The sequence below is a fragment of the Nocardioides guangzhouensis genome (assembly GCF_004519545.1).
Lineage (GTDB): Bacteria > Actinomycetota > Actinomycetes > Propionibacteriales > Nocardioidaceae > Nocardioides > Nocardioides guangzhouensis.
The window spans coordinates 1-19,129 of record NZ_SDKM01000003.1; the positions used below are offsets into that span (position 1 = coordinate 1).

Here is a 19,129-nt window from a genome sequence, read left to right on the forward strand (position 1 = left end):
TGCCCGGTCTTGTCGGTCGAGGTGCCCGGTCGTGCGGTGCGGTGGCGTCGATGCGGCAGTGGTCAGGGATATCAGTGGGTTGTCAGGCGTCGAAACACCTGACCACCCACTGATTCACCGGTCGACCGGTGAATCGTGAGGGTCCCGGCCGCAGTTCGGGGCACCTCGAAGCGCAAGAAAGGGCACTTCGGCGCGGGTCAGGTGGGGGAGACGTACACCCAGCGGCCGGCGCGGCGGGCGAAGGTGCTGCGCTCGTGGAGGACACCGCTGTGGTCGGGGCCGGCGGACGGCACACCCGGCTCCGTGCGGTACGACGCGCGGAACTCCACGACGCCGGTGTCGTCGTCCGGGCCGCCGGCGACCGTGTCGAGGATCTCCAGCCCGGTCCAGGTGAGGCCCGGGGGCGGGACGAGGTCGTCGGGCCGGGTGCGTGGGTGCCAGGTGCGGAAGACGTGGTCGAGGTCACCGACGGCGTACGCCGCGTAGCGCGAGCGCATCAGCTCCTCCGCGGTGACCGCCTGGGCCGATCCGCGGTGCAGCCGCCCGCAGCACGCGTCGTACGGCGTGCCCGAGCCGCACGGGCAGGGTCGCTGGAGGCTCACGCGGACACGCTAGTGGCCCGCCTAGGCTGGCCGGGTGATCGAACCGTTCTGGGTCTCCGCCTTCCTCGACCTCCCGGCCGCCACCTTCGACCGGGCCACGACGTTCTGGGCGGCGGTCACCGGCTCCCGGCTCTCGGAGCCGCGCGGGGAGCGCCGCGAGTTCGCGACCCTGGTGCCGCCCGACGGCGACGACTACCTGCGGGTCCAGCGGGTGCAGGACGGACCCGGCGGGATCCACCTCGACCTGCACGTGCCCGAACCGCGAGCGGCCGCGGACGTGGCGGCCACTCTCGGCGCCGAGGAGGTCGCCGACCGGGGGTACGTCGTGATGCGCTCGCCCGGCGGGTTCACGTTCTGCCTGGTCACCCACCCCGCCTCGACCCGCCCGAAGCCGGTCGAGCACGACGACGGCACCACCAGCCTCGTCGACCAGGTCTGCCTCGACATCCCGTCCGGCTGGTACGACGAGGAGTGCGCGTTCTGGGCGGCGCTGACCGGATGGGAGCACCACGACGTGCCGGGCCCGGAGTTCACCCGGCTCCGGGTGCCCGCCGAGCAGCCGCTCCGCTTCCTGCTGCAGCGGCTCCGCGAGACCTCCGGGCGGGTCCGCGCCCACCTGGACCTCGCCGCCGACGACCGGGCCGGGGAGGTACGCCGGCACGTCGGGCTCGGCGCCGCGCTCGACGCCGAGGGGCGCGGCTGGACGGTGCTCCGCGACCCCGCCGGCGCGCCGTACTGCGTGACCGACCGGGACCCCGCCACTGGCGGCCGGTGAGGGATCAGCGCTCGAGGTCGGGGTGGATCATCCACACGTTCGGCTCCCAGTACGACGCGAGGTCGCGGCCGCGGTCGACGTGCAGCGGCGCCAGCCCCTCGGGGAACACGTAGTCGCCGTCCTCCGGGAGGGCGAGGCCGGTCCACGACTCCCACTCCGCGACGGTCCCGGTGATCCGCAGCGAGGTGGGCAGCGGCGTCGAGACCCGCGCGCCGAGCCGCTCGTGCACCCGCATCCACGGGTCGAGCAGCTGGCCGTCGTCGCGCCGCCACGCGACGTACCGCTCGATCGGGGTCAGCGGGTAGTGCTCCTTGAGCGAGGGCCGCACCGGCGCCACCAGGTGGGTCAGCCCGTGCCGCTCGGCGAGCGTGCGCATGCCGCCGAGCAGCTGCACCGCCAGGCCGCGGCGGCGCCCGCCACGGGGACTCTCGGCGGCCAGCGCGCACAGGGTGTTGACGGTCCGGCCGGCGCGGGCGTCGGCGAAGACCTGCTCGATCGCCGGGTCGATCCCGGCGGGGAGGGTGGCGTCGTCGCCGTCCCACCACAGCGGCCCGGTGTGACCCTCGGCGACCACCTCGTCCGTCTCGTCGTCGTGGAGCACGAACTGGAAGTCGGGGAGCTCCTCGTCGAGATGGCCCCACCACTGGTTCAGGACGTCGCCGTGCAGGTTGTACTCCGGCCACACCGTCGCGGAGTCGAGCCCGCGCTCCCACAGGTCGGGGCGCTCGGCGGCGGTGTGCAGGGTCAGGGCCACGACCCCATCATGGCGGTTGGGCGCCCGGCCGGTGGGAAACCCCGGTGACGTCGTACGCCGGACCTCACTAGGTTGGCGGCCATGACGATCGACCGTGTCGACCCGCCCACCACCTCCGACGAGCAGACCAGCCTGGTCGCCTGGCTGGACTTCCACCGCGACACCCTGCTGCTGAAGGCCGACGGCCTCGACCAGCAGCAGCTCGCCCAGCGGCTGGAGCCGTCCGCGCTCACCCTCGGGGGCCTGCTCAAGCACATGGCGCTGGTGGAGTCGAGCTGGCTGTCCCGACGGCTGCTGGGGCGGCCGATGATCGAGCCGTTCGAGTCCTTCGACTGGAGCACCGACCGCGACTGGGAGTTCCACAGCGCTGCCGACGACACCCCGGAGGAGCTGAAGGCCCTGTTCGCGGCGTCCCGGGCGGCGTCGGACGAGATCATCCGCGCGGCCCTCGCCGACGGTGGCCTCGACACCCGCTCCGCGCTGCCCAGCCGGGACGGCGGGCACTTCGACCTGCGCTGGATCCTGACCCACCTGGTCGAGGAGTATGCCCGCCACAACGGCCACGCCGACCTGATCCGCGAGTCGATCGACGGGGCGACCGGCGAGTGACCGATCCCGCCATCCGTCCCGCGACCGATGCCGACTGGCCGGCGATCTGGCCGTTCTTCCGGGCCACCGTCGAGGCCGGCGAGACCTACGCCTACCCCGCCGAGCTGGCCGCCGAGCAGGGCCGCGACCTCTGGATGACCGACGCCCACGTCGTGGTCCTCGAGGAGGACGGCCGGGTGCTCGGCACCGCGCGGATGGGCCCGAACCGGCCCGGCAACGGCGCCCACGTCGGCACCGCCAGCTTCATGGTCGACCCGGAGTCCCGGGGACGCGGCGTCGGCCGCCGGCTGGGGGAGTACTGCGTCGCCTGGCACCGCGAGCAGGGCTTCCGCGGCATCCAGTTCAACGCGGTCGTGGAGACCAACACCGCGGCGGTCGCGCTGTGGCAGTCGCTCGGGTTCGGGATCGTCGGCACCGTCCCCGGCGCGTTCCACTCGCCCACCCACGGGTACGTCGGGCTGCACGTCATGCACCTCCCGCTAGTTTGAGCGCGTGCCGTTCGGACGTCCCAGCCTCCGTCACGCCGTCGCCGCCGCCGTCGTGCACCGCACCCGCCGGGTGCCGCCGGTCACCGACGCGGCCGGCAAGCGCGCCGAGCTGGTCGCGCTCAACCGGGCCCGGCAGACGCACCCGCCCCGGTGGGTGCACCGGCACTGGGAGGTGGAGACCCGCGACATCGGGTTCCCGGCGTACGTCCTGACCCCGCGGTCCGGCGCCCGGAACCGCACCCTGGTCCACCTGCACGGCGGCTCGTTCACCGCGGTCGCGCACCCCGCCCAGTGGCTGTTCGCCACCAGGGTCGCGGCGGCGACCGGCGCGCGGCTGGTCTTCCCCGCGTACCCGCTTGCCCCCGAGCACACCTGGCGCGACTCGCACGACGCCCTGGTCGGCCTGGTCGCCAAGCTGGCCGCCGAGGGCCCGGTCGCGCTGTCCGGCGACTCCGCCGGCGGTGGACTGGCCCTGGCCGTGGCCCAGGGGGTCCGCGACCGTGGCGGCCCGCAGCCGACCCACCTGGTGATGGTCTCGCCGTGGGTCGACCTGACCACCTCGGCGCCCGGCACCGAGGCGGCAGGGCGGCGGGACCCGTGGCTGGCCCACGAGAACCTCCCGGTGTACGCCGGGTTCTGGGCAGGGTCCGACGACCCGGCCGAGCTGGCCCGACCGGAGGTGTCCCCGGCGCTCGGCGACCTCACCGGCCTGCCGCCGGCGCTGGTGCTGTGCGGCACCCGCGACGTGCTGCACCCGGCCTGCGTCGAGCTCACCCGCCGGGCGCACCAGACCGGCTGGGGGCTGGACTTCGTCAGTGCGCTGGGGATGATCCACGTCTACGCGCTGCTGCCGGTGCCCGAGGCCAAGACCGCGCTGCGGAGGATCGTTGCCTTCCTGGCCTGACCGCCTGCCCCGGCGCGCTACTCCTGACGCAGGTCGGCGGCCTCGAGCAGCAGCTCCTCCACCGCCACCGTCGCCGAGAGCGCGTCGAGAGCCGGGCCCGTCCAGCGGACCGGCCGGGCCTCGTCCAGCACGTAGCGGCAGGCCGGCTCGTGGCGTGCGTCGAGCACCGTCACCACCACCCGGCGCGGCTCGGGACGGCGGGCCCACGCCACGAGCGCGTCGTCGACCCCGGCGGCCCGGCGCAGGGTCACGGTCGCGGCCGGCTCCGCCCCCGGCTCCAACGCCAGGCCGAGCACCTCGCTGCAGCCGATCCGGTCCTCACCGGCCTCGACCTCGAAGCTGCTCGCTGCCAGCGGCTCGCGCTCCATGGCCGGAGACTATCGGCGCCCGGCCGCACGGCGTACCTTCATGGGGCATGGCGACCCGCAACGATCCCTACGGCCGGTTCAACTTCCTGGTCGACCTCGGGCCGGGCGACGCGGACACCGTCGGCGGGGGCTTCTCCGAGGTGTCGGGGCTCGAGACCGAGGTGGTGTACGCCGAGTACCGCAACGGCAACGACCGCGAGAGCCACGTCCGCAAGATCCCGACGCTGCACAAGACCGGTGACGTGACCCTCAAGCGCGGCCTGATCGGCGACACCCGGCTCTTTGCCTGGCTCGACGCGACGCGGCAGGGCGCCTTCGACCGCCGTACGGTCACGATCACGCTGCTCGACGAGGCCCGCAACGTCGTCTGCCGCTGGGTGCTGCTGGGCGCCCAGCCGCGGAAGTGGTCCGGCCCGGCACTGTCCGCGAAGGGCAAGGACGTCGCGATCGAGGAGCTGGTGCTGGTCGCCGAGCAGATCGATTTCGAGTCGTCCTGAGCGGCGCCGGACCACGCCGGGAGGGCTACCGTCGAAGGATGGCGACGATGGTGGAGCGCCTCCGCGACGTGACGAACGCGCACGACGCCGTGGGGATGGCGGCCCTGTTCGCGGACGACTACCGCAGCAGCCAGCCGGCGCACCCGGGCCGGGCCTTCACGGGCAACGGGCAGGTGCAGGAGAACTGGACCTCGGTCTTCGCCGGGATCCCTGACTTCGCCTCGGTGCTGGTGGCGTCGAGCATCGACGGCGACACCGAGTGGGGCGAGTGGGAGTGGCACGGCACCCACCTCGACGGGTCCCGGTTCGCGATGTGCGGCGTCATGGTGCTGAGGGTCCGGGACGACCGGGTCGCGGAGGCGCGGCTCTACATGGAGCAGGTCGAGGCGACCGAGCAGGACATCCGGGCGGCGGTGCAGGAGCTGTACCACCCGCCGGAGGACTGAGGCCGGACCGCCGGAGGACGGGCCGCTCAGTGGCGCCGGGCGACGAACACCAGCTCGCGGCCCGGCCGGTCCGGCGCGTCGCGTACGTCGGTCACGGCGAGGCGGGCGACGTCCAGCGAGGAGCCGGCCGGGTCGACGCCGGTGACCTCGAGGCCGCGGTCGGCGAGCAGCAGCGCGAAGGTGCCGGTCCCGCAGCCCAGGTCGAGCACGCTGGCGGCGCCCAGCTCGCCGGCGATCGCGGCGTACACGTCGAGGTCGCTGCGGTCCCGGTCCAGCGCGTCGTACACCTGGGCCAGGCGGGGGTGCTCGAAGAGGTCGTCGGCCACGGCGCCACGTTAGGCCACGTCCGCGACCGGACTAGTCCTGCCTGTGCGCGGGCGTCGAGAGCGTGACAATTGCAGGTAACCCACTGTCGAGATCGAGGGGGACCCCATGGCACCCGACGACGAGACCGGGACGGGACCGGAGAAGGCCGCCGAGACGCCGCCCCAGCCGCTGCACGAGCACCACCACCCCAGCGAGGTCGCGCCCCTCGACCCGCTCCCCGAGGAAGAGGAAGCGGAGTACACCGACGACGGCCCGGAGTTCGAGCCCGGTCCGAGCTTCGGCGCGGGGATGTAGCGCGCCGGACCGTCAACCGCCGAAGGCCGCCCTGATGTGCTCGGCGACGCCCTCGGGGTCGTCCTCGTGGATGTCGTGGCTGCCCTCCATGAGGACCTGCTCGGAGTGGTCGGAGAGGTCGAGCCAGTAGGACTGGTCCTGCTCGTCCGACTGCCCGTCGGTCGCGGTGACCACCAGCACCGGGAAGTCTCCGACCGGCATGCGGATGCGCGCCTGCCGCGACTCCGCGTCGACCCAGTCGATGTGCTCGGGGTTGCGCCACGCCTTCGCCCCGGGGAACTCCTTGCCCAGGTCGTCGGCCGGGGCGGGGACGTCGAGCAGGACCAGGCCGGCGACGCCCTCCCCGAACCGGGCGGCGTACTGCACGGCCAGGTTGCCGCCTCCGGACTGCCCGACCAGCACCACCGGCTGCTCCACGCCCGCCTTGCCGAGCAGGCGGTGCAGGCGCCCGACCACCTCGTCGATGGTCCGGCGCGGCGTGACCGGCTGGGAGCTGGAGCCGGTGCCGACCCGGTCGTAGAGGCAGGCCTGGTGGTCCTCCGCGAGGGGACGCACGAGGGCGGTCGGGAAGGCCAGCAGCCCGGAGCCGTCCGTGCCGGCCTCGAAGAGAAACGCCGGCGCCCCGGTGCCCCAACACCGCATCACGAGCTGGTCACCGCCGACGGGAAAGGTGCCCGACACGGTGGGCTCGGCCATCACGTCCCGGGTGGGGGAGCCGGTCGGGGCGGAGGCGGCCGGGGTTTCGCCGCCGTCGTCGGACCCGCACGCCACGGCCAGGGCCAGCAGGGCCGCGACGATCGAGGAGCGCACCGCGTGCATCCCCCAGCGTAGGACCGGGCGAGCCGCCGGGACTGCGCCGGTCCAGTCGTCGCCCCGGCCCGGGAGTACGGTGACGGGAACCGGCACAAGGGGGCGCCATGAGCATCGCCGACGTCGGTCCGGAGCCGAACGCGTTCGACCTCGAGACCGCCACCACCGAGAACCCGCACTACCGCGCGGTCGCCTGGAGCGGCAGGTACCTCCAGGTCACGCTGATGTCGATCCCGGTCGGCGAGTCGATCGGGCTCGAGTCACACCCGGACACCGACCAGTTCCTGCGCCTCGACGCGGGCCGCGGGCAGGTCCGGATGGGGCCAGCCCGCGACCGGTTGACCTTCGAGCAGGACGTCGAGGACGGCTGGTGCGTCGTGGTGCCGGCCGGCACCTGGCACGACGTCGTCAACACCGGTGACGAGGACATGCGCCTGTACGCCGTCTACGCGCCCGTCCACCACGCGCCCGGGATCGTCCAGCCCACTGCTGCCGCCGCCGGGGCCGACGAGGAGGCCGGGCGCGACGAGCCGCCGGCGTGGTCGGTCCAGCCGCCCTCGACCACGCCCGACCGGCACGCCGACTGACGGGAGGGTACGGCGGCCCGGTGCCCTAACCGATGAGCGGGAGTCGTGGGTCGGAGTGCGGCGCCCGGCCCGAGGCCGCCCGCACCCAGGCCAGGTCGTCGGCCAGGTCGTCCGGCCGGCCGGCCACGGTACGGCGGGCCAGGAGCTCGTCCAGGATGCCGGCCGTCGTCGCCACGCCGGCGGTGGTCGCCACGGGCTCACGGTCCAGCGCATCGGTCAGGTCCAGGCCGTGGACCACCGCCTCGACCACGCGACTGGGTACGAACTCGTCGAGGCGCATCAGTGCGTAGTACCCCGACCCGACCGTGTCCCCCGGGGTGGCCCGAGACTCCTCCACGGTCTTCCCGAACGTCTCGGCGAGCACCCCGGGCATGTCGCCGGGCCGCTTGCCCTCGACCATCGTGTACGCGTAGTCGTAGACCGCCGGAGCCACCTCCGACCGCGGGAAGATGAAGAAGCTGGTCCGGTCGCGACCCGGCTGCCCCTCCTGCGCGCTGTCGATGAGCATCCGGGTCAGCCCGATCGAGATGTCGAAGTGGCCGGCCAGCTCGAACACCGTCCAGTGCGGCAGGTCAGGGTCGAGCGGCACGAGATGGGTCGGGCGGGCCCAGTCGTCGTCGGCCAGCCCCGTGAAGGTGTCCAGCACCACCGAGAGCTCCGCGTCCAGCAGGGCGATGTCGTCGTCGAAATGTCCCATCGGAACCCCTCCCCAACCGAGGAGCCTACGCCGCGCGGGCATGCTCCGCGAGCGCGTCCATGCGTCAGGTCAACGACCCCGACCCGACGCGGGAGCACGCCCCAGCAGGCGCAGCGCCTGCCGGTCGTCTCCCGTGTCGACCTCGACGAAGACCTGGACGGTGCGCCCCGCAGCCCTGGCCTCTGCCCACGCCATCACCTCGTGCACCGAGAGCGTGCCCGTCAGCCGGAACCCCTCGGCATCGCTCCCACGGTGCAGGACCACCACGTACGCCGGCTCGTCGGTGATCTGCCCGATGGCCCGCGGATCGGTCGGTGTCACCTTCATGGGTCCATGCTGCCACCGCGGGCCGCGGGTCAGGCGGTCTCGGGGAACGGCACGCCCGTGGCCGCGTGGCAGCGGTAGCCGTTCGGCACCTTGTACAGGTACTGCTGGTGCACGTCCTCGGCATAGTAGTACGTCGGGGCCGGCGCCACCTCGGTGGTGATATCGCCGTAGCCGGCCGCGGTCAGCGCCGGCTGGTAGGCCTCGATCAGCTTGCGGGCGACGGCCTCCTGCTCGGGGGTCGTCCAGTAGACCGCCGAGCGGTACTGCGTGCCGACGTCGTTGCCCTGGCGCATGCCCTGGGTGGGGTCGTGCACCTCGAAGAACACCTTGACCAGGTCGGCGTACGACACCTGCTCGGGGTCGTAGACCACCCGGACCGCCTCGGTGTGGCCGGTGCGACCGGTGCACACCTCCTCGTACGTCGGGTGCGGCGTGATCCCGCCGGCGTACCCGACCGACGTGCTGTAGACACCCGGGACCTTCCAGAACACCTCCTCGGCGCCCCAGAAGCAGCCCAGGCCGAAGATCGCCTCCTGGTAGCCCTCAGGCACCGCGGCCTCGAGCGGGGCGTCGAGCACCAGGTGCCGCTCGGCGAGCGGGAACGGGCGGGTCTCGCGGCCGGGCAGCGCCTCGGCGGCGGTGGGCAGGGCGGACGGCTTGCGGTTGAACACGGTCCCTCCTTCACGGGGGAAGACTCATCGGATCATCCCAACAACGTGGTGCCCCGATCCGTTCCCGCCCGGGCGCCGGGACGGGAGCGCCCGGGTCTAGGCTCGCCACGTGACCCAGGAGCACCAGAACAAGTCCGGATTCGAGACGCGTGCGATCCACGCGGGCTACGAGCCCGACGTGATGACCGGCGCTGTCATCCCGCCCATCTACGCGACCAGCACCTACAAGCAGGACGGTGTCGGCGGGATGCGCGGCGGCTACGAGTACAGCCGCTCCGCGAACCCGACCCGCACCGCGCTGGAGGGCGTGATCGCGGCCCTGGAGGGTGGCGAGCGCGGCTTCGCCTTCGCCTCCGGCCTGGCCGCCGAGGACACCCTGGTCCGCGCACTGTGCCGGCCCGGCGACCACGTGGTCATCCCCGACGACGCGTACGGCGGCACCTTCCGCCTGTTCGACAAGGTCGAGCAGGTCTGGGGCCTGGCGCACAGCCCGGCCCCGGTCTCGGACGTCGCGGCCGTGACCGCCGCGATCCGTCCCGGCGAGACGAGGATCGTGTGGGTCGAGACGCCCACCAACCCGCTGCTCAACATCGGCGACATCGAGGCGCTGGCGAACGTCGCGCACGACGCCGGCGCGCTGCTCGTGGTCGACAACACCTTCGCGTCGCCGTACCTCCAGCAGCCGCTGGGCCTCGGCGCCGACATCGTCGTGCACTCCACCACGAAGTACTGCGGCGGCCACTCCGACGTGGTCGGCGGGGCGCTCGTGGTCAGCGACCTCGACATGGCCGAGAAGGTCGCCTTCCACCAGAACTCCATGGGCGCCGTCGCGGGCCCGTTCGACGCGTTCCTCACGCACCGCGGCCTGAAGACGCTCGGCGTCCGGATGGACCGGCACTGCGACAACGCCGAGAAGGTGGTCGCGTTCCTGGAGGACCACCCGAAGGTCGCGGACGTGATCTACCCCGGCCTCGCCGCGCATCCCGGCCACGACGTCGCGAAGCGCCAGATGAAGCGCTTCGGCGGCATCGTGTCGTTCCGGGTGACCGGCGGCGAGCAGCACGCGCTCGACGTGTGCGCGAAGGCGGAGGTGTTCACGCTGGGAGAGTCGCTCGGCGGCGTCGAGTCGCTGATCGAGCACCCCGGCCGGATGACCCACGCCTCGGTGGCCGGCACCGACCTCGAGGTGCCCGCGGACCTGATCCGGCTCAGCGTCGGCATCGAGACCGCCGACGACCTGCTCGCCGACCTCGACCGCGCGCTGGCCTGACCGGACCAGCCGTGCAGCCCGACTACCGGTTCACGCTCGCCAACGAGCGCACCCTGCTGGCCTACGAGCGCACCGCGATCGGGCTGGTCGCGGCGGGGATCGCGGTGCTGCACCTGTTCGAGGGCTGGGGCCAGACCTCGTTCGGCCTGCTGCTGCTCGTGGCCGGCGGGATCGCCGCCATCGGTGGGTACCTGCGCTTCCGCCGTGTCGAGGCCGCGATCAACGCCGGCGAGCCGCTGCCCGCCAACCCCGCCGTGCACCTGCTGGCCGCCGCCGTGATCCTGTGCCTGGTCGCGGCGGCGATCTCGGTGCTGCTGTGAGCCGCCGCCGATGAGCGCCGTCATCTGCGTCGACTTCGGGTCGACGTTCACCAAGGCCGCCCTGGTCGACCTGGCCGCGGGGCGGATCGTTGCGGCCGCCTCGCACCGGACCACCATCGACACCGACGTGCTCGACGGGTACGACGCGTGCCGGGCCGCCCTGGTCGCCGCGGACGCGCGCGCCGCGGACGCGGCGGTGCTGGCCTGCTCCAGCGCCGGCGGCGGGCTGCGGATCGCCGTGGTCGGCAACGAGGATCTGGTGACCGCCGAGGCCGGCCGCCGGGTGGCGCTGAGCAGCGGCGGCAAGGTGGTCGGCGTGGTCGGCGTCGCGAGTCGTCCGCCGGAGGAGGGGCCCTGGCTCCCCGTGGTGCGGACGACCGAGCCGGACGTGGTGCTGCTGACCGGCGGCACGGACGGCGGGAACGCCGAGGTGCTGCTCGGCGCGGCCCGCGAGCTCGCGGACGCCGGCTGGTCCGGCCCGGTCGTGGTCGCCGGCAACGTCGACGTCCGGGACCAGGTCGCGGAGATCCTCGGCGGGGCCGGGGTGCCGCACGTCCTCGCCGACAACGTGGTGCCGAAGATCGGGATCCTGGCACCGGACTCGGCCCGTGCGGCGATCCGGGAGATGTTCCTGGCCCACGTGATCGGCGGAAAGCACCTCTCGTCGCGGGCCGACTTCACCGCGATGGTCCGCGGGGCCACCCCCGACCTGGTGCTCACCGGGGTCGAGCTGCTGGCCCGCGGCATCGACGGCCGCGAGGGCGCCGGCGACGTGGTCGTGGTCGACGTCGGCGGGGCGACCACCGACGTCCACTCCGTGGTCGAGCCCGACCCGGACACCGCGCTCACCGAGGACGGGCTGGCCCGCGAGGTGGTCGCGACCACCGCGGTGACCCGCACCGTCGAGGGCGACCTCGGCCTGCGCTGGTCGGCCGCGCACACGGTCGAGGCGGCCACCGCGGCCGGGCTCGACGTGCCCGGGCGGCTGGCCGCGGCGGCAGCGGCGCGCACCGCCGACCCCGACCTGCTGCCCGGCGACGACGCCGGGGCGGACGACGACGAGGCGATCGCCGCGCTGGCCGCCGGGCTCGCGCTGCGCCGGCACGCCGGCCGGGCCCGGGTGGTGCTCTCGACCGCCGACGACACCGGCCCCGCCGGCCGGGTGGTCGAGCGCAGCGGCAAGGACCTGCGCGAGGTCGACCTGCTGGTCGCCTCCGGCGGCGTGTTCCGCAACGGGCGCGACGGCGTCGAGCACCGGGTGCTGGACGGCCTCGTCGGCGAGGTCCCCGGCGGCTGGCAGCTGCCCCGGGACGCCCGCGTGGTCGTGGACCGGGACTACGTCCTGGCCGCGGCCGGGCTGCTGGCCGCGGACCACCCGGAGTCGGCGTACCTCCTGACCCGCGCCCTCGCGAGCGCACCCGTCGCCGGTGGGTAGCCTGTCGCCGTGAGCAACGAGGCTGACGGCACCGGGGGAGAGAAGACCCCCGGCACGGGTGCGGGCAGCCGCGCCAGCGAGACCGCGGAGGAGCTCGACCGGAGCCAGCGGGAACGCGCCGAGACCGAGCACGCCGAGACCATCGGCGAACGCTTCTCGCACCAGCTGGCCCAGCAGTGGGCCGCCATCCGCGCCCAGCGCAACGAACCGGTCTCGATCGCCACCGGTCCCTCGAACTTCACCCGCGCCCAGGTGCCCTGGGGGCTCGACCTGGCGGCGGCCTGGTCGTGGCGGCTGCTGGTCATCGGTGTCGGCACGTACGTCGTGCTGCGGCTCCTGACGTTCTTCGCCGTGGTCACCTTGCCGCTGGTCGTCGCGCTGCTCATCGCCGCCCTGGCGAACCCGGTGGTGCACGGCCTGCGCCGGATCGGCCTGCCCAGCGGGCTCGCCGCGGGGCTGGTCGTCCTGGCCGGCCTGCTGGCGGTCGCCGCTCTCCTGACGTTCGTCGGACGCGAGATCGCCGCGGGCGCGCAGGACCTCTCCGACCAGGTGGTCAAGGGCCTCGACGACATCCGCGAGTGGCTGCGGGACGGACCGCTGCACGCCAGCGACTCCCAGATCGACGGCTGGATCAAGGAGGTCCAGCGGTCCATCACCGAGCGCAGCAAGGACGCCGAGGTGGTCGGGCAGGTCACCGAGGTGGGCACGGCGGTCGGGCACGTGGTGGCCGGCTTCTTCATCGTGCTGTTCTCGACCTACTTCTTCCTCGCCGACGGCGAGCGGATCTGGGCCTGGCTGGTGCGCGTCTTCCCGCGCGCCGCGCGCCGTCGGGTCGACTCCTCCGGCCGGATCGCCTGGGTGTCGCTGACCCAGTTCGTGCGGGCCACCGTCCTGGTGGCACTGACCGACGCGGTCGGGATCATGATCGTGGCCGCGATCCTGAAGGTGCCCTTCGTGCTGCCGATCGGCGTGCTGGTCTTCCTCGGCGCGTTCGTGCCGATGGTCGGCGCGACCGTCGCCGGCACCGTGGCGGTGCTGGTCGCGTTGGTCGCGCAGGGCCCGCTGACCGCGCTGCTGATGCTCGGCGGCGTGATCCTGGTGCAGCAGATCGAGGGCCACATCCTCCAGCCGTTCCTGATGGGACGGTTCGTCTCGCTGCACCCGCTGGGCGTGATCGTGGCGATCGCGTGCGGCGTGCTGGTGGCCGGCATCGCGGGCGCGCTGGTCGCCGTACCCCTGGCAGCGGTGGGCAACGCCGTGGTCCAGCACCTCGCCGGCTACACCCTGGTCGGTGACGACGAGCCCGAGGAGAGACTCGAGGAGGACCGCGTCCGGCAGGGGGAGCCACCGCGTCCCGAGGACCACGACGACACAGCAGACGAGGACGACCGTGCCTGACACCCCCATCCCCACCGTCACCCTGGCCGACATCGAGACCGCCCGCACCGCGCTCGACGGGGTCTCGATCTACACCCCGATGGAGGAGTCCCGGTGGCTGACCGGGCTGGCCGGCGGGCCGGTCTTCCTCAAGTGCGAGAACCTCCAGCGCACCGGCTCGTTCAAGATCCGCGGCGCCTTCCTGCGGATGTCACGTCTCTCGCCGGAGGAGCGGGCGGCCGGCGTCGTCGCGGCCTCCGCGGGCAACCACGCGCAAGGGGTGGCGCTGGCCGCGCAGATGCTCGGGATCACCGCGACGGTCTTCATGCCCGAGGGGGCGCCGATCCCCAAGGAGAAGGCGACCCGGGGGTACGGCGCGCACGTGGTGTTCGAGGGCCGCTACATCGACCAGGCGCTGCAGGCCGCACGACGCTTCGCCGACGAGACCGGGGCGGTGCTGATCCACCCCTTCGACCACGAGGACATCGTGGCCGGCCAGGGCACGTGCGGGCTGGAGGTGCTCGAACAGGTGCCCGACGTGCGCACGGTGCTGGTGCCGACCGGCGGCGGCGGGCTGGTGGCGGGGATGGCCACGGCCATCAAGGCCCTGCGACCCGACGTACGCGTGGTCGCGGTGCAGGCGGCCGGGGCGGCGGCCCTGCCCGCGTCACTGGCCGAGGGCCACCCGGTGCCGCTGGAGCACATGACCACGATGGCCGACGGCATCGCGGTCGGCTGCCCCGGCGAGGTGCCGTTCCGGGCGGTGCAGGCCTACGTCGACACCTGCGTGACGGTCTCCGAGGAGTCGCTGGCGCGGGCCGTGCTGGCGCTGGTCGAGCGCGCCAAGATGGTCGTGGAGCCGGCCGGCGCCGCCGCGGTCGCCGCGCTGCTGGACGACGCCACTGCCTTCGAGACGCCCGCGGTGGCGGTGCTCTCGGGCGGCAACATCGACCCGCTGCTGCTGGGAAAGGTGATCCGGCACGGCATGGCCGCGGCCGGCCGCTACCTGCACCTCCGCGTGTGCATCCCCGACCTGCCCGGTGGCCTGGCCCGGCTGCTCACGGAGCTCGCCGAGGCCCAGGCCAACGTGCTCGAGGTCGCGCACGAGCGCATCTCCCCGACCCTGAACATGGACGAGGTGGAGGTGCAGGTGCAGCTGGAGACCCGCGGCGAGCAGCACGCCGAGCTGGTGCTCAGCCGGCTGCGCGAGCGGGGCTACAAGGTCTTCGAGTGAGTCAGCTGGTGTAGGGGACCGCGTCGAGGATGACGACCTGCTGGACGCCGTTGGGCGCCTCGTAGCTGACGGTCTCACCCTTCTTGTGGCCGTTGATCGCGGTGCCCAGCGGGGACTGCGGGGAGTAGACGGTCAGGCCCTCGGGCTCGATCTCGCGAGCGCCGAGCAGGAACTTCTCGGCCTCGTCGTCGTCATCGCCGACGAACTTGTAGGTCACGACCATGCCCGGCTCGACGACCCCGTCGTTCGCCGGGGTCTCCCCGACCTCGGCCCGGCGCAGCATGTCCTCGAGCTGGCGGATCCGCCCCTCGACCTTGCCCTGCTCCTCGCGGGCGGCGTGGTAGCCGCCGTTCTCCTTGAGGTCGCCCTCGTCGCGCGCGTTGGAGATGCGGTCGATGACCTCCTGGCGAACGGGGCCCTTGAGGTTCTCGAGCTCGGCCTGGAGCTTGTCGAAAGCGTCCTGGGTCAGCCAGATCGTTTCCTGCTGCTCGGTCATGCGAGTCACTCCTGTACTTCCATGCGGATGCGGCGCAGCGCCGCAACGTCGTGGTCCACCTCGTCCTGCCCAGGATCGTGACTGTCACCGGGGGAGGGCGTCGGCCCGCTCCGTCGGCGGCACCGCGGCCCTGCTCGAGGTTGGCGAAAGAACGAGTCTAGCAACGGGCGCCACCGGGGGGCGACTCCCGGCGCGGGCCCTGTCGGCCGAGGGGGCCTACTGCGGGCGGGGCTGGCCGTCGGCGGTGCAGCCGAGCAGCTCCACCGAGTTCGCGACCCGCTCGGTGCGCACGCTGACGGTGTTGCGGCCGTCGGTCGGCGCGAACGCCAGCTCGCCGACCACGCTGTGGTCCTCCGCGAGCGCCCGCAGCCGGCAGCTCGGGTCCTGCGCCTCGTCGCCGAGCACCACGTCCACGACCGCGGAGGCCTCGTGCTGGCCGACGATCTTGTACGTCGCGAGGTCGGACTCCACGGCCGGGTTGCTGTGGAACCAGGTCGCCCAGGCGAGCCACGAGAGGAACGCCACCGCGACGACCACGGAGACCGCCACGAGCGCCGTACGGCGGCCGCGGCGGTGGGTGCCGTAGCGCTCGGCGAGGTCGGAGGTCACCCCCGAATCGTCCCACCTAGACTCCTCGCATGCAGAACCAGCCCCGGACCGGCCTCCGGCTCATGCACGTGCACGCCCACCCCGACGACGAGTCGAGCAAGGGGGCGGCCACCACCGCGAAGTACGTCCACGAGGGCGTCGACGTGCACGTGGTGACCTGCACCGGCGGTGAGCGCGGCTCCGTGCTGAACCCGAAGATGGACCGGCCCGACGTCCGCGCGAACATCACCGAGATCCGGCGCCGCGAGATGGAGGAGGCCCGCGACATCCTCGGCGTCACCCAGGACTGGCTCGGGTTCGTCGACTCCGGGTGGCCCGAGGGCGACCCGAAGCCGCCACTGCCGGAGGGCTGCTTCGCCGTGGTGCCGCTGGAGGAGGCGGCCGCGCCGCTGGTGAGGCTGATCCGGTCCTTCCGGCCGCACGTGATCACGACGTACGACGAGCGCGGGGGCTACCCGCACCCCGACCACATCATGTGCCACCAGGTGACGATGGCGGCCTGGGAGGCGGCGGCCGACCCCGACCGCTACCCCGAGGCGGGAGAGCCGTGGCAGCCGCTGAAGCTCTACTACCACCACTCCTTCAACCGGCCCCGGATGCAGGCGCTGCACGACGCGATGCTTGCGCACGGCCTGGAGTCGCCGTGGGCGGAGCGGCTGGAGGAGTGGAAGCCGGACCCGGAGTGGGACGCCCGGATCACCACCAGGGTGCCCTGCGCCGAGTGGTTCGGCACCCGCGACCAGGCGCTGCTCGCGCACGCCACCCAGATCGACCCGGACGGCTTCTGGTTCGCAGTCCCGCGGGAGCTGCAGGAGAAGATCTGGCCGACCGAGGACTACGAGCTCGTGCACAGCCACGTCGACTCCGCGAACCCCGAGGACGACCTGTTCGCCGGGATCACCCCCGAGTGACCGGTCCGTCCCGCGCGGGTGGGAGACTGGACGCATGAACACCGTGGTCGCGACCTTCCTGCTGGTGCTCGCCGACGGCACCCCCGAGGCCAAGGACGTGAAGGCGGGCTGGCTGGCCTTCTGGATCTTCATGGGTCTCGTCGCCGCCACCGCGCTCCTGTGCTGGAGCTTCGTCCGCCAGCTGCGCAAGGCCCAGGCGGCCAAGGACGCCGGCGTCTACGGCGACACCGTCGCCGACCCCGACTCCGAGCCCCGCAAGCCCCAGCCCCACTGACCCTCTTGCCGGGATCGTCCCCAACGTTCGAGGGGGATCCGGGCCGGTCCGACCCCTCGAACGTTGGGGAGCATCCAGCCCCGCGACGGGATGGTCCGCGACCTTCTGGCTCGTCCGGCTCCCGATTTCGCACCAGGATTTCGCACCAGGACGTCGCGGACCACCGACTCGATCGCCCGGTAGTCCCCAACGAAATGGTCGTCATCGGGCCGGATCGGCAGCCGTTTCGTTTGGGACTATCCGTCCGGGGCTGGGCTGACGGGTCCGGGAGTGGGTTAAGGGAAGACTGAGGAGGGCGTTGACCGGTACGCCGGGAGGCGCGGATGCTCGGCGGGTGGCGGCAGTGCTGGGTGTCCTGGGTGTCGGGCTGGGTGTCGGGCTGGACGTCGGGCTGGGCGTCGTGATGGTCGGGGTCGCCGGGTGGTGCCTGGCCCGGTCGCTGACCCGCGGACCGGGGCCCGACGGACACCGGCGCGACCTCGACGCGTGGCACGCCGTGATGGGCGCCGGGATGGCCGTCATGCTGCTGGCGCCGCTCGGCCGACCGCTCGCGACCGCCGGTCTGGTGCTGTTCGGTGCCGGCCTGGCCTGGTCGCTGGTCCGGGCGCTGCGGTCGACGGGCCGGTGGCCCTCGGTCGCTCTGGGGGTCGGCTGCGCGGCGATGGCGGCGATGCTGGTCCCGGTGGCGACCGCGCCGGCGGCGTCAGCGGCGAGCGGCACCGAGGGCACGGCGGGCAGGCACCACATGGCCGGGATGGAGGGCATGCACCACGCGGCGCCCACCGGGGCGAGCGGGGGAGCCGCGGTCGACGTCCCCACGGCCCTGCTGCTGGTCCTGGTGGTGCTCCTGGCGGCCGTGGTCGCGCTCCGCCTCACCGCCGTCGTACGGCGCGGGGAGCCGGCCCGCACCCGTCTCGACGCCGCCTGCGAAGTGCTCATGGGCGCGACCATGGCCGCGATGCTGGTGCCGCTGGTCTGACCCTTGCCGGGATAGTCCCAAACAATTGAGGGTGATCCGGGCCGGTCCGTGCCCTCGAACGTTTGGGAGTATCGAGCGATGGGCGGGTTAAGGGAAGGCTGAGGTCGCCGTTGACGGGACCCGGGAGCCGGGCGACAGTCGTGTGACACGGCTCACACGGAGGCTCCCATGCAGGTACCTGCACCGTTCGACTACGAACGCGCGTCCACGGTCGAGGAGGCCATCGGGCTCCTCGAGCGGCTGGGCAGCGAGGCACGGCTGGTCGCGGGCGGCCACAGCCTGATCCCGATGATGAAGCTCCGGCTGGTCAACCTCGAGTACGTCATCGACATCAACGACCTGCACGACGAGCTCGGGTACGTCCGGGTCGGCACCGACGAGGTCCGGATCGGGGCGATGACCCGGCACCGCGAGCTCCTGGAGTCACCGGAGCTCGGGGCGCTGTTCCCGATCTTCGCCGACGCCGAGAAGGTCATCGCGGACCCGGTGGTCCGCAACCGCGGCACCATCGGCGGCTCGCTGTGCCAGGCGGACCCGTCGGAGGACCTGACCGCGGTGTGCACCACGCTCGACGCGAGCTGCGTGATCCGCGGCAGCGGCGGCGAACGGGTGGTGTCGATGGCCGACTTCCACCGGGGGCCGTACGAGACCGCGGTCGAGCACGGCGAGATCCTCACCGAGATCCGGATCCCGGTCCGGCCGAACGGGTCCAGCGCCTACGCCAAGGTCGAGCGGCGGGCAGGTGACTGGGCGGTGACCTCGGCCGGAGCCGCGGTGTGGATGGACGGCGGCGCCATCACCGACGCCCGGGTCGGGCTGGCCGCGGTCGGGCCGAACACCACCGGCATCCCGACGATCTCCGAGGCGCTGCGCGGGCAGGCGCCCTCCGACGAGCTCTTCGCGCGGGCCGGGGCGCTGGCCGCGGAGAGCTGCTCCCCGGTGACCGACAACCGTGGGACCGCCGACTACAAGCGACACCTCGCCGACGAGCTGACCCGGCGCACGCTCCGGCTGGCCGTGGAGAGGATCGAGGCAGGGATCGCAGGCGACCAGCGAGGAGGCAGCTGA

Annotated in this window: 27 protein-coding genes; 17 read left to right on the forward strand and 10 right to left on the reverse strand. The window is 73.3% G+C overall.

Going from position 1 to position 19,129, the window contains the following annotated elements; translation table 11 throughout:
• Positions 1-197: 197 nt before the first annotated feature.
• Complete coding sequence (locus EKO23_RS02495) at positions 198-602, reverse strand: YchJ family protein (protein ID WP_134713762.1); 405 nt, start codon at positions 600-602, stop codon at positions 198-200.
• A 34-nt stretch (positions 603-636) separates the two neighbouring features.
• On the opposite strand from EKO23_RS02495, the gene EKO23_RS25010 reads away from it, so the two are divergent.
• Positions 637-1,377, forward strand: coding sequence for a VOC family protein (locus EKO23_RS25010; RefSeq protein ID WP_217702417.1), 741 nt, complete (start codon positions 637-639; stop codon positions 1,375-1,377).
• Between the two features lie 4 nt (positions 1,378-1,381).
• Here the strand turns inward: EKO23_RS25010 and EKO23_RS02505 are convergent, their stop codons facing one another.
• A complete protein-coding gene (locus EKO23_RS02505; protein ID WP_134713765.1) occupies positions 1,382-2,131 on the reverse strand; it encodes a hypothetical protein in 750 nt (249 codons plus the stop codon).
• Positions 2,132-2,212: 81 nt separating this feature from the next.
• Between EKO23_RS02505 and EKO23_RS02510 the strand changes: the two genes are divergently transcribed.
• The 3 genes from EKO23_RS02510 to EKO23_RS02520 are packed head-to-tail and all read left to right on the forward strand — an operon-like array spanning position 2,213 to position 4,132.
• Entirely contained in the window at positions 2,213-2,740 is a 528-nt protein-coding gene (locus EKO23_RS02510; RefSeq protein ID WP_134713767.1) for a DinB family protein, read from the forward strand.
• The gene (locus EKO23_RS02515) at positions 2,737-3,228 is read left to right on the forward strand and encodes a GNAT family N-acetyltransferase (protein ID WP_134713769.1); all 492 of its coding nucleotides are present in this window, start codon (positions 2,737-2,739) and stop codon (positions 3,226-3,228) included. The genes EKO23_RS02510 and EKO23_RS02515 overlap by 4 nt, the downstream gene beginning before the upstream one ends.
• A 4-nt stretch (positions 3,229-3,232) precedes the next feature.
• A complete protein-coding gene (locus tag EKO23_RS02520; protein ID WP_134713771.1) occupies positions 3,233-4,132 on the forward strand; it encodes an alpha/beta hydrolase fold domain-containing protein in 900 nt (299 codons plus the stop codon).
• Between the two features lie 17 nt (positions 4,133-4,149).
• On the opposite strand, the gene EKO23_RS02525 is transcribed toward EKO23_RS02520, so the two are convergent.
• Positions 4,150-4,500, reverse strand: coding sequence for a phage tail protein (locus EKO23_RS02525; RefSeq protein ID WP_134713773.1), 351 nt, complete (start codon positions 4,498-4,500; stop codon positions 4,150-4,152).
• Positions 4,501-4,547: 47 nt separating this feature from the next.
• Here EKO23_RS02525 and EKO23_RS02530 point away from each other — a divergent pair, with 47 nt between their 5' ends.
• Positions 4,548-4,997 carry a phage tail protein gene (locus EKO23_RS02530; RefSeq protein ID WP_134713775.1) on the forward strand — a complete coding sequence of 150 codons (450 nt, stop codon included), beginning with the start codon at positions 4,548-4,550 and terminating at the stop codon, positions 4,995-4,997.
• A 38-nt stretch (positions 4,998-5,035) separates the two neighbouring features.
• Complete coding sequence (locus EKO23_RS02535; RefSeq protein WP_134713777.1) at positions 5,036-5,443, forward strand: nuclear transport factor 2 family protein; 408 nt, start codon at positions 5,036-5,038, stop codon at positions 5,441-5,443.
• A gap of 26 nt (positions 5,444-5,469) precedes the next feature.
• Here the strand turns inward: EKO23_RS02535 and EKO23_RS02540 are convergent, their stop codons facing one another.
• On the reverse strand, positions 5,470-5,769 hold the full coding sequence (locus EKO23_RS02540; protein WP_134713779.1) for a class I SAM-dependent methyltransferase: 300 nt from the start codon (positions 5,767-5,769) through the stop codon (positions 5,470-5,472).
• A gap of 106 nt (positions 5,770-5,875) precedes the next feature.
• On the opposite strand from EKO23_RS02540, the gene EKO23_RS02545 reads away from it, so the two are divergent.
• Positions 5,876-6,064, forward strand: a complete 189-nt coding sequence (locus tag EKO23_RS02545; RefSeq protein WP_134713781.1) for a hypothetical protein — start codon at positions 5,876-5,878, stop codon at positions 6,062-6,064.
• A gap of 12 nt (positions 6,065-6,076) precedes the next feature.
• Here EKO23_RS02545 and EKO23_RS02550 read toward each other — a convergent pair whose 3' ends face one another.
• Positions 6,077-6,883, reverse strand: a complete 807-nt coding sequence (locus EKO23_RS02550; RefSeq protein WP_134713783.1) for an alpha/beta fold hydrolase — start codon at positions 6,881-6,883, stop codon at positions 6,077-6,079.
• A gap of 98 nt (positions 6,884-6,981) precedes the next feature.
• On the opposite strand from EKO23_RS02550, the gene EKO23_RS02555 reads away from it, so the two are divergent.
• Positions 6,982-7,461, forward strand: coding sequence for a cupin domain-containing protein (locus EKO23_RS02555; RefSeq protein WP_134713785.1), 480 nt, complete (start codon positions 6,982-6,984; stop codon positions 7,459-7,461).
• Positions 7,462-7,486: 25 nt separating this feature from the next.
• Here EKO23_RS02555 and EKO23_RS02560 read toward each other — a convergent pair whose 3' ends face one another.
• From EKO23_RS02560 to msrA, 3 genes are all read right to left on the reverse strand, one after another.
• Positions 7,487-8,158: a maleylpyruvate isomerase N-terminal domain-containing protein gene (locus tag EKO23_RS02560; protein WP_167880290.1), complete on the reverse strand. Its 672-nt coding sequence runs from the start codon at positions 8,156-8,158 to the stop codon at positions 7,487-7,489.
• Between the two features lie 69 nt (positions 8,159-8,227).
• Positions 8,228-8,485 (reverse strand): hypothetical protein, encoded by a 258-nt coding sequence (locus EKO23_RS02565; RefSeq protein ID WP_134713789.1) that lies wholly within the window; start codon positions 8,483-8,485, stop codon positions 8,228-8,230.
• Between the two features lie 29 nt (positions 8,486-8,514).
• Positions 8,515-9,156, reverse strand: a complete 642-nt coding sequence (gene msrA, locus EKO23_RS02570; protein WP_134713791.1) for a peptide-methionine (S)-S-oxide reductase MsrA — start codon at positions 9,154-9,156, stop codon at positions 8,515-8,517.
• 109 nt (positions 9,157-9,265) lie between these two features.
• Between msrA and EKO23_RS02575 the strand changes: the two genes are divergently transcribed.
• From EKO23_RS02575 to ilvA, 5 genes are read left to right on the forward strand one after another with little or no spacing between them, the layout of a single operon-like run.
• Positions 9,266-10,426 carry a cystathionine gamma-synthase gene (locus EKO23_RS02575; RefSeq protein ID WP_134713793.1) on the forward strand — a complete coding sequence of 387 codons (1,161 nt, stop codon included), beginning with the start codon at positions 9,266-9,268 and terminating at the stop codon, positions 10,424-10,426.
• 11 nt (positions 10,427-10,437) lie between these two features.
• Complete coding sequence (locus tag EKO23_RS02580; RefSeq protein ID WP_217702418.1) at positions 10,438-10,746, forward strand: YidH family protein; 309 nt, start codon at positions 10,438-10,440, stop codon at positions 10,744-10,746.
• A gap of 10 nt (positions 10,747-10,756) precedes the next feature.
• Positions 10,757-12,181 carry a glutamate mutase L gene (locus EKO23_RS02585; RefSeq protein ID WP_134713795.1) on the forward strand — a complete coding sequence of 475 codons (1,425 nt, stop codon included), beginning with the start codon at positions 10,757-10,759 and terminating at the stop codon, positions 12,179-12,181.
• A 9-nt stretch (positions 12,182-12,190) separates the two neighbouring features.
• Entirely contained in the window at positions 12,191-13,579 is a 1,389-nt protein-coding gene (locus EKO23_RS02590) for an AI-2E family transporter (RefSeq protein WP_246050863.1), read from the forward strand.
• Complete coding sequence (gene ilvA, locus EKO23_RS02595; protein WP_175582651.1) at positions 13,572-14,792, forward strand: threonine ammonia-lyase; 1,221 nt, start codon at positions 13,572-13,574, stop codon at positions 14,790-14,792. Before EKO23_RS02590 ends, ilvA begins: the two co-directional genes overlap by 8 nt.
• A gap of 1 nt (position 14,793) precedes the next feature.
• On the opposite strand, the gene greA is transcribed toward ilvA, so the two are convergent.
• The gene (gene greA / locus EKO23_RS02600) at positions 14,794-15,288 is read right to left on the reverse strand and encodes a transcription elongation factor GreA (protein WP_134713797.1); all 495 of its coding nucleotides are present in this window, start codon (positions 15,286-15,288) and stop codon (positions 14,794-14,796) included.
• Positions 15,289-15,504: 216 nt separating this feature from the next.
• On the reverse strand, positions 15,505-15,897 hold the full coding sequence (locus EKO23_RS02605) for a DUF4307 domain-containing protein (protein WP_134713799.1): 393 nt from the start codon (positions 15,895-15,897) through the stop codon (positions 15,505-15,507).
• Between the two features lie 29 nt (positions 15,898-15,926).
• Between EKO23_RS02605 and mca the strand changes: the two genes are divergently transcribed.
• From mca to EKO23_RS02625, 4 genes are all read left to right on the forward strand, one after another.
• Positions 15,927-16,808, forward strand: a complete 882-nt coding sequence (mca, locus tag EKO23_RS02610; RefSeq protein ID WP_134713801.1) for a mycothiol conjugate amidase Mca — start codon at positions 15,927-15,929, stop codon at positions 16,806-16,808.
• A gap of 34 nt (positions 16,809-16,842) precedes the next feature.
• Positions 16,843-17,082, forward strand: coding sequence for a hypothetical protein (locus EKO23_RS02615; RefSeq protein ID WP_134713803.1), 240 nt, complete (start codon positions 16,843-16,845; stop codon positions 17,080-17,082).
• Positions 17,083-17,416: 334 nt separating this feature from the next.
• The gene (locus EKO23_RS02620) at positions 17,417-18,061 is read left to right on the forward strand and encodes a DUF5134 domain-containing protein (RefSeq protein ID WP_134713805.1); all 645 of its coding nucleotides are present in this window, start codon (positions 17,417-17,419) and stop codon (positions 18,059-18,061) included.
• A gap of 168 nt (positions 18,062-18,229) precedes the next feature.
• On the forward strand, positions 18,230-19,129 hold the full coding sequence (locus EKO23_RS02625) for an FAD binding domain-containing protein (protein ID WP_134713807.1): 900 nt from the start codon (positions 18,230-18,232) through the stop codon (positions 19,127-19,129).

Bases quoted from the DNA above. Each gene is read 5' to 3' on its own strand.
- EKO23_RS02510 (WP_134713767.1), top strand. From the start codon at position 2,213: ATGACGATCGACCGTGTCGACCCGCCCACCACCTCCGACGAGCAGACC.
- EKO23_RS02525 (WP_134713773.1), bottom strand. From the start codon at position 4,500: ATGGAGCGCGAGCCGCTGGCAGCGAGCAGCTTCGAGGTCGAGGCCGGT.
- EKO23_RS02530 (WP_134713775.1), top strand. From the start codon at position 4,548: ATGGCGACCCGCAACGATCCCTACGGCCGGTTCAACTTCCTGGTCGAC.
- EKO23_RS02535 (WP_134713777.1), top strand. From the start codon at position 5,036: ATGGCGACGATGGTGGAGCGCCTCCGCGACGTGACGAACGCGCACGAC.
- EKO23_RS02545 (WP_134713781.1), top strand. From the start codon at position 5,876: ATGGCACCCGACGACGAGACCGGGACGGGACCGGAGAAGGCCGCCGAG.
- EKO23_RS02550 (WP_134713783.1), bottom strand. From the start codon at position 6,883: ATGCACGCGGTGCGCTCCTCGATCGTCGCGGCCCTGCTGGCCCTGGCC.
- EKO23_RS02555 (WP_134713785.1), top strand. From the start codon at position 6,982: ATGAGCATCGCCGACGTCGGTCCGGAGCCGAACGCGTTCGACCTCGAG.
- EKO23_RS02560 (WP_167880290.1), bottom strand. From the start codon at position 8,158: ATGGGACATTTCGACGACGACATCGCCCTGCTGGACGCGGAGCTCTCG.
- EKO23_RS02565 (WP_134713789.1), bottom strand. From the start codon at position 8,485: ATGAAGGTGACACCGACCGATCCGCGGGCCATCGGGCAGATCACCGAC.
- EKO23_RS02585 (WP_134713795.1), top strand. From the start codon at position 10,757: ATGAGCGCCGTCATCTGCGTCGACTTCGGGTCGACGTTCACCAAGGCC.
- greA (WP_134713797.1), bottom strand. From the start codon at position 15,288: ATGACCGAGCAGCAGGAAACGATCTGGCTGACCCAGGACGCTTTCGAC.
- mca (WP_134713801.1), top strand. From the start codon at position 15,927: ATGCAGAACCAGCCCCGGACCGGCCTCCGGCTCATGCACGTGCACGCC.
- EKO23_RS02615 (WP_134713803.1), top strand. From the start codon at position 16,843: ATGAACACCGTGGTCGCGACCTTCCTGCTGGTGCTCGCCGACGGCACC.
- EKO23_RS02625 (WP_134713807.1), top strand. From the start codon at position 18,230: ATGCAGGTACCTGCACCGTTCGACTACGAACGCGCGTCCACGGTCGAG.